Origin of the sequence: Ralstonia sp. GX3-BWBA (genome assembly GCF_003290055.1) — a bacterium.
Taxonomy (GTDB): Bacteria; Pseudomonadota; Gammaproteobacteria; order Burkholderiales; family Burkholderiaceae; genus Ralstonia; species Ralstonia holmesii.
On record NZ_QMKS01000009.1, the window covers coordinates 365426 to 377620 of the forward strand.

Here is a 12195-nt window from a genome sequence, read left to right on the forward strand (position 1 = left end):
CGGCCGTCAGGCTTGCAACAGCGCTGCCAGGCGAGGAATGGCTTCGATGCTGTTGCGGCACGCCTGCTCGGCCAACGCCTCAACGGAGATGCCACGCAATTGCGCCATCGCGTCGGCGATGCGCGCGACTTCTGTCGGAACATTGCGCACACGACCCTGCTCGCCGAACTGGTCGTCGGCCAGCCAAGCGGGCGCGAGGTCGGGCGCGTCGGTTTCCAGCACGATCGACTCGATCGGCAATTCCTGCGCCAGCCGACGCACGCGATTGGCGCGCGAGAAGGTAAAGACGCCGCCGAATCCCAGCTTGAAACCGGAATCGACAAAGCGATGCGCCTGTTCCGGGCTGCCGTTGAACGCATGCGCAATTCCGCGTACGCCCGCCTTGGCGGCGGCGCTATGCACCTGGTCCTGCGACTTGCGCACGTGCATCAGCACAGGCAGGTCGAATTCGCGAGCGATGCCCAGTTGCGCACGGAAGACGGCGTTCTGCCGCTCAACATCGTAGTCGGGAATGAAGAAATCGAGGCCGATCTCGCCGACGGCCACAAAGCGCGGGTCGTCCATTGACGCGGCGACCTGGCGGCGCAGTTCGAGCAGGTCGTCGTCGGTGGCCTGCGCGGCGTAGATCGGATGGATGCCCAACGCATAACTGCAACCGGCATGCCGATGCGCCAGCGCCCGCACCGTATCGAAATTCCAGCGCGCGACCGCCGGCACGACGATGTGGTTGACGCCCGCCGCATGCGCCTGCGCAACGACTGCATCACGGTCGGTATCAAAGTCGCTGGCGTCGAGGTGGCAATGAGTGTCGATCCACATGGTCAGTTCTGCGCTAGAAAAGGCGGCAACGTACCGGAAAGCGCGGTGTTCTGGAATCCGCCTTTTCCGATTGTGCCGCCCGGCTCAGCGCTCTTGGTGCAAATGGCCTTCCCGCAGGCGGAAAATGCGGTCGCAGCGGCCCGCCAGTTCGATATCGTGCGTGACGATGACAAAGCTGGTGCCCAGCGTGCGCGTGAGTTCCAGCATCAGATCAAACACTTCACCGGCGGTGTGGTCGTCGAGGTTGCCGGTGGGCTCATCAGCCAGCACGCAAGCCGGGGACCCGACCAGCGCACGCGCAATCGCCACGCGTTGGCGCTCGCCGCCGGACAGCTCGCCCGGGCGGTGCGCCGTGCGCGGGCCCAGGCCCACGCGCTCGAGCATCGCCTGTGCGGTGTGGCGCGCTTGCGCTTCTTCCACGCCACGAATGCGCAGCGGCATCGCGACGTTGTCCAGCGCGGTGAATTCCGGCAACAGATGGTGGAACTGATAGACAAAGCCCAGCGCCCGATTGCGCAGGGTGTTGCGCTCGCGCTCCTTCATTGCGGTGAAAGGCTTGCCGAGCAACGAGACGCGGCCCGACGTCGGCTCATCCAGCCCGCCCAGCACATGCAGCAACGTACTCTTGCCGGAGCCCGACGCGCCGACGATGGCGACCTTCTCGCCCACGCCGATGCGGATGTCCACGCCCTTGAGCACGTCGACATTCAAGCCGCCCTGGTGGAACGACTTGGATAGTCCTTCGGCCTGCACCACCACACCCTGCGGCGCTGCGGCCGGCGCTTCCATGGAAGTCATGACGGCCTCACTCATAGCGCAGCGCCTCCGCCGGATTCACGCGCGAGGCGTGCCAGCTCGGATACAGCGTCGCCACCGACGCAAGGATGAAGGAAATGATGCCAATGGTCGCAATGTCGTTCACGCGGGGGTCCGAGGGCAGTTCGCTGATGAAGTAGATGTCACGCGGCAGGAATTGCACGTGGAAGAGACGCTCGATGAAAGGCACGATCACGTCGATGTTGTACGCGATGAGCGTGCCGAAGCCCACGCCCAGCAATGTGCCGATAAACCCGATCGCCACGCCTTGCACGATAAAGATCTTCATGATCGAGCCCGGCTGCGCGCCCATCGTGCGCAGGATGGCAATGTCGGCCTGTTTGTCCGTCACCGTCATCACCAGCGTGGACACCAGGTTGAATGCCGCCACGGCGATGATCAGCGTGAGGATGATGAACATCATCTTCTTCTCGGTCTTCACGGCGGCAAACCAGTTGCGGTTCTGGCGCGACCAGTCGCGGATGTACAGCTCGCCGGTCAGCGTGCGCGACAGGGCTTCGGCCACCTGCGGGGCACGGTCCATGTCCACCAGCTTCAGGCGCACGCCGGTCGGGCCGTCCAGGCGGAACAGGCGCTCGGCGTCTTCCATATTGACCAGCGCCAGCGAGCTGTCGAACTCGTAGTGGCCCGATTCGAAGATGCCCGTCACCGTGAACTGCTTCAGGCGCGGCAACACGCCCGCCGGGGTGATGGTGCCCTGCGGCGCCACCAGCGTGACCTTGTCCCCCTGGTGCACGCCCAGGCCGTTGGCCAGTTGGCTGCCCAGGGCGATGCCGAATTCGCCAGGTTTCAGGTCGTCGATCGTGCCCACCTTGAAGTCCTTCGCAATATCCGAAACCTTCGGCTCGTCCGCCGGCGACACCCCGCGCAGCAGCACGCCGCGCACCGCCTCGTCGCGCGTGATCATGGCCTGCGCGCCCACGTATGGTGCCGCCCCGATGACTTCCTTGTTCTGCATCGCCTCATTGGCGGTACGCTGCCAGTCCGGCAGACTGTTCGGCGCCATGACCTCGATATGTGCCAGCACCGACAGCATGCGGTCCCGCACTTCCTTCTGGAAGCCGTTCATGACGGAGAGCACGATGATCAGCGCCGCCACCCCCAGCGCAATGCCGAGCATGGAGATGAGCGAGATGAAAGAGATGAAGCTATTGCGGCTGGCGCGCTTGCTTGCGCGCGTATACCGCCAGCCGATCTGCCATTCGTATGGAAGTTTCAAAGGGGATTCCCCGTGGGTGTGATTTGTCCGGCTCACTGGCCGACGAGCCGGAAGTTTACAATCTCGGAGCCATGATTCCTGAACTCACCCTGATTGTCCCGTTTTGCGCGCCCGCTGCCGAGGTGGCGGACGACGCTTACCGTCAATTGACCTTGCCAGGCCTGGAAAGGTTGCTCGCGCGTGCACGCGAGGCGGAACGCGAGCGCCACGACGACGCCTACCTGCCCACGCTGCCGCACGAGCGCTGGCTGGCTGCGCATGCCGGGCTACCCATTTCTCCGCTGCCGTCGGCGCCGTACATGCGACTGGCGGACGGCGGCAGCGCCGACACGCGCACCTGGGCCTGCCTGCAGCCGGTCCACATCCACGCCGCCCGGGACCATCTGGTGATGCTCGACCCGGCCCAGCTCCGCCTGGAAGCCGCAGACGCCGACGCCCTGCGCGCCGCCATCACCCCCCTGGTCGCCGAAATGGGCATCACGCTCGATGCCACGCACGCCGCCCGCTGGTACGTCGCCGATTCACCCTTTGGCGACCTCATTGCCGCCGCGCCGCAACGCGCAACCGGCCACAACATCGACATCTGGATGCACAAGGGCGAGCAGGAGCGCGCCTGGCGCAAGTTCCAGAACGAGATCCAGATGACCTGGTACGACCACCCCGTGAACCAAGCGCGCGAGGCGCGTGGCCTGCTGCCGGTCAATTCGGTCTGGCTATTCGGCCAGGGCGCGCTGGTCGACGCCCGCCCCATTGCCGAGCGCATGATCGGGGCCGATCCGTTCTTCGCCGGCCTGTGTCACGCCGGCAACGCCACTGAACTGTGCGCGGAAACGCTGGCCGCCGTGCCGTTCGACGACACGAGCGCCGCCGCGCTGCTGGACAACGCCGGCAAGCCGTATCTCTCCGCCGACTGGTACGACTGGATCGAAACCCTGCGCGCGTACGACCGCGACTGGTTTGCCCCCGCCGCCGATGCGCTGGCTGACGGCCGCATCAATGCCGTCTCGCTCGTGCTGACCGGCGACTCGCACTACGCCCACTACCGCGTCACCCGCCGCGAACTCGCCAATGGCCCGTTCGGCTGGCTGCGCCGCTTCAGTCGTCCACGCACCTTGCGTGATGCGCTCTCCCCGCTTTCCATGGCCGCTTGAGGCTAATCCTGCATGACCCGCATCGCTGTCCGTTCGCATTCGGCCGACGCCGCCACCACGCTGGCCGGCCACGGCATTCACCCTGTGCTCGCACGCATCCTCGCCGCCCGGGGCGTCGCCCGGCCCGACGAACTGTCGACCGAGCTGACCGACCTGCTGCCGCCCGCGCAACTCAAGGGCATTGACGACGCAGCGCGCTACCTCGCCGATGCCATCGCCGCCCGCAAGCGCCTTCTGATCATTGCCGACTACGACTGCGACGGCGCCACCGCCTGCGCCGTCGGCGTGCGCGGCTTGCGCATGCTCGGCGCGCAGGTCAGCTACATCGTCCCGAACCGCTTTGAGTATGGCTACGGCCTGTCGCCCGAAATCGTGGCACTGGCCGCGCGCGAGAAGCCGGACGTGCTGGTCACCGTCGACAACGGCATCGCCGATGTGGCGGGCGTGGCTGCGGCCAATGCGCTGGGCATCGATGTTGTCGTGACAGACCACCACATGCCCGGGGCGCAGTTGCCCGAGGCGCGCGTGATCGTCAACCCGAACCAGCCGGGCTGCGGCTTCCCGAGCAAGAATCTGGCGGGCGTGGGCGTGATGTTCTACGTGCTGCTGGCGCTGCGGGCGGAGTTGCGCAAGCGGGGCGTGTTCACGCCGCAAGATCAGCCGCGCCTTGATGCGCTGCTCGATCTGGTAGCACTCGGCACCGTGGCCGACGTGGTCAAGCTCGACGCCAACAACCGGCTGCTGGTCGCGCAAGGCCTCAAGCGCATGCGCGCCGGGCGGATGTGCCCGGGCATCGCCGCGCTGTTCCGCGTGGCCGGCCGCGAGGCGCGTCGCGCGTCGACGTTCGATCTCGGCTTCGGCCTCGGCCCCCGTCTGAACGCCGCCGGGCGCTTAGCCGACATGTCACTGGGCATCGAATGCCTGCTCACCGATGACTACGACCGCGCCATGGCCATCGCCGCGGAACTCGACGGTATGAACCGCGAGCGCCGCGAGATCGAAGCCGGCATGCAGCAGGAAGCGCTCGCCATCCTCGACAGCATGAATGCCCTGGACGGCGCGGGCCGCCACACCATCGCGGTCTACAACGAGACGTGGCACCAGGGCGTGATCGGCATCGTCGCCTCTCGCATCAAGGACAAATTCCACCGCCCCGTCTTCACCTTCGCGCCCGGCGACGATGGGGTCATCAAGGGCTCGGGCCGTTCGATTCCCGGCTTCCACCTGCGCGATGCGCTGGACGCCGTGCACAAGCGCAGCCCGGGCCTGATCGTGAAGTTCGGCGGCCATGCCATGGCGGCTGGGCTCACGCTGCGTGAAGACGGGTTCGATGCATTCGTCTCGACCTTCGAGGCCGTCGGCCGCGAATGGCTGACCGAGGCGCTGCTCTCACGCGTGCTCGAAACCGATGGCGAGGCGGACCCCGAATGCTTCACGCCGCAGTTCGTCGAGCTGCTCGAAACCCAGGTCTGGGGTCAGGGCTTTCCGGCGCCAAGCTTCTGCGGCGAATTCGATGTGCTGTCGCAGGCCGTGCTGAAGGAGAAGCACCTGAAACTCAAGCTTGGCCGCGGCAAGCAGCATTTCGACGCCATCTGGTTCAACCACGCGGAGCCGCTGGGCGCCTCGGCGTATGTGGCCTACCGGCTCGACAACAACACCTTCAACGGCATTACGCGCGTGCAGATGGTGATCGAGCATGCGCAATAGCAGATTGGTCAAACCTTGCGCGAACGCATAAACACATGCCAAAACTGTCTGACGGCACACAGATGACGCAGCAGTCGGGCACGGCCGGTGCGTTACAATGCGGGACTGCCGGCATGGGAACGCACAAGCATCCATGACCGCGCGCCCCACGAATTCCTAGCATCAACTTCCAAGCGAAATGACTCACGTCGTTACCGAAAGCTGTGTCCGCTGCAAGTACACCGACTGCGTGGACGTCTGCCCCGTCGACTGCTTCCGCGAAGGCCCGAACTTCCTGACGATTGATCCGGACGAGTGCATCGACTGCGCCGTCTGCGTGGCCGAATGCCCGGTCAACGCCATCTATGCCGAAGAAGACGTGCCCGCTGATCAGCAGAAGTGGATCGCCATCAATGTCGAGCTTGCACAAGCCGGCTGGCCGTCCATCACCAAGACCAAGCAACCCTTGCCCGACGCCGACGACTGGAAGGACGTGAAGGACAAGGAGCAGTACCTCGACCGCGGCTGAACTAGTTGAGTGAACTTGTCGGACACATTTTTGTAGTGCATCGCAAAAAAAAGGTGTTGACGGGCAGATCGAAAACTAGCTAGAATTCATTTCTTCGCTGTTGCAGCGATTCCCCGATAGCTCAGTCGGTAGAGCGCCGGACTGTTAATCCGTAGGTCCCTGGTTCGAGCCCAGGTCGGGGAGCCAAAATAACAAAACGCCTCGCTTCGTGCGGGGCGTTTTCATTTGTGGCGGCGGTCTCGTGTATTGTTTTGCACCCGCCCCAAGCCCGAGTGGTGAAATTGGTAGACACCGCGGACTTAAAATCCGCTGCGCCCTAATCGGCGCGTGCCGGTTCGATCCCGGCCTCGGGCACCAATCCTTTCTTCTCTTCCCCCCACTCCTTTCCGCTCCTGCGCCTTACGACGCGCAGCACGCGTGCGCCTTCGGTGCATCTTCGTATTCATCGTGACGGCGCACCCACGACAAAGGACCCGCCTCGTTGCGGCCGAGCGGCGCGCGATCGAGCAGCAGCAGCGTACCGACCATGTCTTCCAAGCCGCGCGCATACGTCGAGTACGTGTGGAAGACAGCGCCCGTCTCGTCCCTGTAAAACGCGCTCAATCCGGGCAGTTCGTCATGGGCTTCTTCACGGGGCGTTGCGGTGTAGTTGTAGTCGACCGAGCCGCTTGCGAGTTCGTCTTGCGAGAAGCTCACGCGATAGTCATGGTTGAACGTCGTGTCGAACGACGATACCCACGGGAATCGCCAGCCCATGCGCTTTTTGTAAGCCGCGATTTTGTCCATCGGCGCGCGAGACACGGCGACGAGCGTCACGTCATGGTGGTTCAGATGCGTGAGCATTCCGCCAACATGATCGGAGAAGAAGGAGCACCCTGGGCAGCCTGCATCCCAGTCGGGGCCGAACATGAAGTGGTAGACCACCAACTGGCTGCGGCCGTCGAACAGTTCGGCCAGCGTCTTCTTGCCTTCCGATGATTCAAATACGTATTCCGTATCGACCTTGACCCAAGGCAGTGCCTGGCGTTCGGCGTTGACGGCGTCGCGCAGGTGGATGACATCCTTCTCGCGGGCCAGTAGCGCACGGCGTCTGATGAGCCATTCGTCTCTTGAAACTACCGGATGCGTTTGCATGGCTGCCCCTCTGTCTAAGACTCAGGACTTCATACTAGGCGGCCTCACGCGAATGAAAAGCCGCGGCGCGCAAGTCGCCAACCGGATGCGACTTGCGCGCCATGGAAGAGAATCAGCCGCCTCTACACATGCCACTTCAGGTGCCGGATCAGCCCACCAGCCAGCGCACGCCCACGTTGATGAGCGCGCCGCCGCCCACCAGCCCCACCCACAGCACAGCGGCGCACAGCAGCGGACGCACACCGGATTTCAGCAGCATCGGCACATGCGTTTGCGTGCCGATGGCAAACATCGCGCAGGCCAGCATGGCGGTGTCGATGGCGTCGATGGGGGCGTGCCAGGCGGCGGGGATCGCACCGGCGGAATTGAGCAGCGTCACGATCAGCAACCCCACCGCAAACCAGGGCATCGCTTTCCAGGCGTGGCCGGCGGCTTTGCGAAGCGCATTCTCAGGAGACGTCGAAGCGGTACCCCGAGCTTCACTGGGCGTTGTGCAAGCCAGCACCACAAGCAACGGGGCCAGCGCCAGCACACGCACCATCTTGCTGACGACCGCCGCGTTGGTGGCGTCGTCGCCCAGCGGACGCGCCGCGGCAATCACCTGCGCAACCTCGTGCATCGTCGAACCGATGTAGACGCCAAAGTGCTCCGGCGTGATGGCCACACCGGCATGCGTAACAAGCGCGTACAGCCACGGATACAGAAAGATGCCAATCGTGCCGAACAGCACCACGCTGGCGATCGCCACGGCCGTTTCGCGTGGTGAGGCCTTCACGGCTGGCGCAACGGCCAGCACGGCCGCTGCCCCACATACTGCACTGCCGGCCGCCACCAGCACGGCTTGTGAGCGCGTGAGGCGAAACCAACGTGTGCCGATCCACGTACCGGCCAGCATCGTCGCTGCCAATACGACCAGCGGAATCACCACGCCCGAAGTACCGAGATCTTGGATCTGCGCCAGCGTCAGTCGGGCGCCGTAGAGAATCACGCCAGCGCGCAGCAGTGTATGGCGCGCAAACTGGATTGCCCCTGGCGTCAGCCAACGCTGGTGCCCAGGCACATGACCGACAGCCATGCCGAGCAGGATGGCGAGCGTCAGCGCACTCAAGCCCAGGTGCCCAGCCCACGGCATTGCCCCGAGCGCCACCGCAATCCCCGCACACCCGAACAACACCGCCACGCTGGCGAGCGTTCGCCCATCCAATCCCGCTGCCACACCCTGGGGGGCCAACTGTTTCTGTGCAATCGTCATCACGTTCGCCTTGCTTATTCGCTATGCGCATAACGATATGCGGATCGTGATAACATGTAAAACAGGTAATTTTCGTAATTTCAACCACTTTTATGGATAACAAAGCGCCTCGGGTCACACTGCGACAGTGGGCCGTCTTCGCCGCCATCGCCCAAAGTGAGACGACCACCGCTGCCGGTGAAACCCTTGGCCTGTCGCAATCGGCCGTAAGCGCGGCGCTGGCGGAACTGGAATCCACGCTCGGACATCCGCTGTTTGACCGGCATGCGCGCCGTCTGCATCTGAATGCGCTGGGCCGGCAGCTTCTGCCGCAAGCGCAGGCGCTGCTTGATCACGCCGATGCGCTGGAACACGCAACCGCCCAGCCAAACGTGCGCCTGAAGCTCGCGGCCAGCAGCACGATCGGCAACTACGTGCTGCCCGCCCTGCTCGCGGGCTTCCGGCACGAGATCGCACCTGACAGCCAGCTCGACGTGCTGATCGGCAACACGCAAGACGTGGTCGATGCCGTGCAGCGTTTCGAAGTCGACATCGGCCTGATTGAAGGCACCTGTCGCGGCGAGGCGCTGGAAATCGAAACATGGATCGATGATGAGATGGTGATCGTGGCCGCGCCCGGGCACCCACTCACGCAAGGAACAGGGCCCGTCTCCCACGCAGCGCTGCGCGAAGCGGGCTGGCTGATGCGCGAACCCGGCTCCGGCACGCGCGAACTGATCGATAGCCGCATTGCTTCGGTGGTCGGGCCGCTGCATGTGGCGCTTGAACTCGGCCACTCCGAAGCCATTCAGCGCACGGTGGCGGCAGGCTACGGCATCAGTTGCCTGTCGCGCCACGTGGTGGCCGATGCGTTGCGCGATGGCCGCCTTGTCGAGGTCGCCAGCGGCCTGCCGCGCATCGCCCGACCGCTGCTGATCGTGCGCCATCGCGACAAGCATCCGACGCACGGGCTCACGCAATTCATCGACGTGCTACGCGGTCACACAACCGATTCGAAAAAAATTCGCGCAAAGGACTAGCGTGATCCAAAAAAGGTTGATATAGTCTCGTTTCTTCGCGGGGCGTTAGCTCAGTTGGTAGAGCAGCGGACTCTTAATCCGTAGGTCGAGTGTTCGAGTCACTCACGCCCCACCAGAATATGGAAGGCCCGACAGGCAACTGTCGGGCCTTTTTCATTTGCGCGATTTGCGACGCGCTTTCGCTTCAGTGCGCGGAAAACAAAACGGCCGACGCTCGTGGCGCCGGCCAATCGTTCCGCGGAGTCCTCTCCCCCGCTGCCCGTGGCAGACATCTTCGCGGTGTATCCGGAACGCGCCAACCTGTCGGCCAAGGTGAGCGCATTCATCGACTTCCTCACGGAGTGGTTCGGCAAAGAAGCGCCGTTGGCCGGCGAGCGCCACTAACGCGGCGTCGCATTTCAGGCCGTGGTTTCGATGCGCAGTTGCATGCGCATCTGCAGCGTCTCGCCGGGCGCCAAAGCGCGCAGGCCCGTGCCTTCCCATCCCTGGGCCGCCAGGTTGATCGCGTCGGCCACGTGCGAAACAGGCTCCAGACAGAAATACGGTTGCGCGTGGGGTGCGTGCAGGATGAAGTGATCGAGCGGGTCGTCGGCGGTGAGCGTGAGCACACCGCCTGCACACGACACCACGGCACGCTGCTGCCATTCGCTGTAGTAGACGCTGAGCGCTGCGTCCGGCAATGCGCGGGCGTGGCGGAAATCTTCCTGCGGCGTGATCGGCTCGCGGCGGACGGCAACTTCACCCACGTCGGTCGGCCACATCGTCGCAGCGTCGAACTGCACACGTGTATCGGGCGTGCGGGCGAAGTACGGATGAAAGCCGCCACCTGCCGGCATGCTGCTGTCGCCGTCATTGCGCAGCGTCATGACGGCATCCAGGCCGGACTCGCTCAGCAACAGCGTTTGCGTGGCGGTGAAAGGCCACGGCCAGTTGTCTGCCTCGGGCACATAGCGCAAACCAAGTTCGATCGACGAGGCGGTAACCTGCTTCACCGTCCAGGCACGTGCATGCGCCAATCCATGCATGGCATGCGCCTGGCCTGGGTGCGGTGCGAGACGAATCTCGCGCCCGTCCCATTGGAAGCGCCCATCGCGGATGCGGTTGGAGAACGGCAGCAGCGGATAGCATCCGGCCTTGGGCCATGCCAGCCCCTCGAAGCCGTCACGCAGGCAATCGGTCGACATCGGCGCCAGCCAGTCGACACGATGGCCGCCCTCGCCGGCCGAAGCCAGCGAGGCGATGCGGCCCCCTGCCGCCGGCGCGACATCCATCGTCAATGCGCCGGCCTGCAGCGTATGCACCGGCCCCGGTGCGAGCCAAGTTTTGGTGTTGCTGTCCATCAGAACGAATGCCGAATGCCGACCATGCCCACAAACTGGCTGCGCCCGTTCGACGGCGTACCGTTCTGCGAGTCGCCCACCGACGCCACCGCATCCACGATTGACGTGCTCGCCCCAGAAGCGCGCAGCGTCTGGCCGTTGGCGCGCTGATACGCCTGAATCGCATAGAACGCGGTGCGCTTGGACAGCGAATACAACTGCTCCATCGAGAACTGGTTGTACTTGGCCGGCGAGCTGATGCCGTTGCGTGCCTTCTCAGCCGTGTAGCTGTAGCCAAAAGCGAGCCGCAATGCGGGCGTCAGATCGTAGGTGGCAATCGCGCCCACCGTATTGAACGTGGCCGACTGCGTGAACAGCGAGAGCGCACCCGGCTTGTACTGAACATTCGAGTAGTTCAGGCCCACCATCAGCTTGCCGAACGTATACCGCGCGGCCGTAGCGATGAGCTGGGCGGAATCTGCCGTGGCGTAGCCGGAGTTGACCGGCGAGTTGTTGGCGAACGTCCCGACGTTGCTGAAGTTGCCTGCCGTCGTGCCGCTTGATACGTTTTTCAGGCGCGTGTAGCCCACGCCCCACGAGAAAGCCTGGTAGTCGTAGCGCAGCGCGGTACTCACGCTGCTGCCGTTCGAAACGCTGCCCGCTTGTTCACCAAAGCCGTATTGCACACCCGCTTGCAGACCGCCCCACACCGGCGTGGTGTAGGTGATGGAGTTGTTGAAGCGCAGCGTGGTGTCCAACGCATCGACGTCGCCGGGGTGTGCGCCAGTGGCACCCGTCAGCACGTTGGTCGGGCCCAGCGATGCGACGTATTGGAAGTACGGCGTGTACGCACGGCCCAGCGTGACCTGGCCGTAGTTCGTGTTGCTCAGGCCAACGTAGGCCTGACGGTTGAAGATGAAGCCGGCCTGCGCTTGCTGACCCGTGTCGGCATTGAAGCCGCTCTCCAGCCGAAACAGTGCGGTGTTGCCGCCGCCCAGGTCTTCCGTGCCATACAGGCCGAACTTGCTGGCCAGCAAGGCGCCCGAATTGATGTAGGCGTTGGAGTGGCCGCCCTGGTTGCTCGAATAGGCAAAGGCATTGTCGACCACGCCATACAGCGTGACCGACGTTTGCGCTGCGGCATGCATCGAAGCGCCCGCGCAAAGCAGCGCAACCGACGCATAGACCGGCGTGAGGGAACGGGATCGTTTGGCTCGTGTGGTTTTCATC

The 12195-nt window shown here is 64.2% G+C and carries 12 protein-coding genes and 3 tRNA genes; 8 read left to right on the forward strand and 7 right to left on the reverse strand.

The genetic code is table 11. The annotated features are described in order from the left end of the window. Nucleotides 1–6: 6 nt before the first annotated feature. From DOD19_RS09210 to DOD19_RS09220, 3 genes are all read right to left on the reverse strand, one after another. On the reverse strand, nt 7–819 hold the full coding sequence (locus tag DOD19_RS09210; RefSeq protein WP_112185234.1) for a TatD family hydrolase: 813 nt from the start codon (nt 817–819) through the stop codon (nt 7–9). 84 nt (nt 820–903) lie between these two features. Next, nucleotides 904–1632 carry a lipoprotein-releasing ABC transporter ATP-binding protein LolD gene (gene lolD, locus DOD19_RS09215; protein WP_024976056.1) on the reverse strand — a complete coding sequence of 243 codons (729 nt, stop codon included), beginning with the start codon at nt 1630–1632 and terminating at the stop codon, nt 904–906. Then, complete coding sequence (locus DOD19_RS09220) at nt 1625–2875, reverse strand: lipoprotein-releasing ABC transporter permease subunit (RefSeq protein WP_112185236.1); 1251 nt, start codon at nt 2873–2875, stop codon at nt 1625–1627. The genes lolD and DOD19_RS09220 overlap by 8 nt, the downstream gene beginning before the upstream one ends. A gap of 71 nt (nt 2876–2946) precedes the next feature. Between DOD19_RS09220 and DOD19_RS09225 the strand changes: the two genes are divergently transcribed. The 5 genes from DOD19_RS09225 (at nt 2947) to DOD19_RS09245 (ending at nt 6598) form a co-directional block, all read left to right on the forward strand. Further along, nucleotides 2947–4026, forward strand: coding sequence for a hypothetical protein (locus DOD19_RS09225; protein WP_112185238.1), 1080 nt, complete (start codon nt 2947–2949; stop codon nt 4024–4026). Nucleotides 4027–4038: 12 nt separating this feature from the next. Continuing rightward, nucleotides 4039–5733, forward strand: a complete 1695-nt coding sequence (gene recJ, locus DOD19_RS09230) for a single-stranded-DNA-specific exonuclease RecJ (protein ID WP_112185239.1) — start codon at nt 4039–4041, stop codon at nt 5731–5733. A gap of 178 nt (nt 5734–5911) precedes the next feature. After that, nucleotides 5912–6241: a ferredoxin FdxA gene (gene fdxA, locus DOD19_RS09235; protein ID WP_004626101.1), complete on the forward strand. Its 330-nt coding sequence runs from the start codon at nt 5912–5914 to the stop codon at nt 6239–6241. A 110-nt stretch (nt 6242–6351) separates the two neighbouring features. After that, nucleotides 6352–6427, forward strand: a tRNA-Asn gene (locus DOD19_RS09240). 80 nt (nt 6428–6507) lie between these two features. After that, nucleotides 6508–6598, forward strand: a tRNA-Leu gene (locus tag DOD19_RS09245). Nucleotides 6599–6640: 42 nt separating this feature from the next. Here the strand turns inward: DOD19_RS09245 and DOD19_RS09250 are convergent. Together DOD19_RS09250 and DOD19_RS09255 are read right to left on the reverse strand one after the other, a co-directional pair. Further along, nucleotides 6641–7375, reverse strand: a complete 735-nt coding sequence (locus DOD19_RS09250; RefSeq protein WP_112185241.1) for a thioredoxin family protein — start codon at nt 7373–7375, stop codon at nt 6641–6643. 148 nt (nt 7376–7523) lie between these two features. Continuing rightward, a complete protein-coding gene (locus tag DOD19_RS09255; RefSeq protein ID WP_112185243.1) occupies nt 7524–8627 on the reverse strand; it encodes a YeiH family protein in 1104 nt (367 codons plus the stop codon). Between the two features lie 92 nt (nt 8628–8719). Here DOD19_RS09255 and DOD19_RS09260 point away from each other — a divergent pair, with 92 nt between their 5' ends. The 3 genes from DOD19_RS09260 to DOD19_RS09270 all read left to right on the forward strand — a co-directional run bounded on the left by DOD19_RS09260 (nt 8720) and on the right by DOD19_RS09270 (nt 10030). Beyond that, nucleotides 8720–9646 carry a LysR family transcriptional regulator gene (locus tag DOD19_RS09260; RefSeq protein ID WP_024976074.1) on the forward strand — a complete coding sequence of 309 codons (927 nt, stop codon included), beginning with the start codon at nt 8720–8722 and terminating at the stop codon, nt 9644–9646. 39 nt (nt 9647–9685) lie between these two features. Further along, nucleotides 9686–9761, forward strand: a tRNA-Lys gene (locus DOD19_RS09265). Nucleotides 9762–9907: 146 nt separating this feature from the next. Beyond that, on the forward strand, nt 9908–10030 hold the full coding sequence (locus DOD19_RS09270; RefSeq protein ID WP_316684342.1) for a hypothetical protein: 123 nt from the start codon (nt 9908–9910) through the stop codon (nt 10028–10030). A gap of 14 nt (nt 10031–10044) precedes the next feature. Here DOD19_RS09270 and DOD19_RS09275 read toward each other — a convergent pair whose 3' ends face one another. Further along, complete coding sequence (locus DOD19_RS09275; protein ID WP_112185245.1) at nt 10045–10986, reverse strand: aldose 1-epimerase; 942 nt, start codon at nt 10984–10986, stop codon at nt 10045–10047. Continuing rightward, nucleotides 10986–12194 (reverse strand): porin, encoded by a 1209-nt coding sequence (locus DOD19_RS09280; RefSeq protein ID WP_024976080.1) that lies wholly within the window; start codon nt 12192–12194, stop codon nt 10986–10988. Before DOD19_RS09280 ends, DOD19_RS09275 begins: the two co-directional genes overlap by 1 nt. Between the last annotated feature and the right edge of the window lies 1 nt (nt 12195).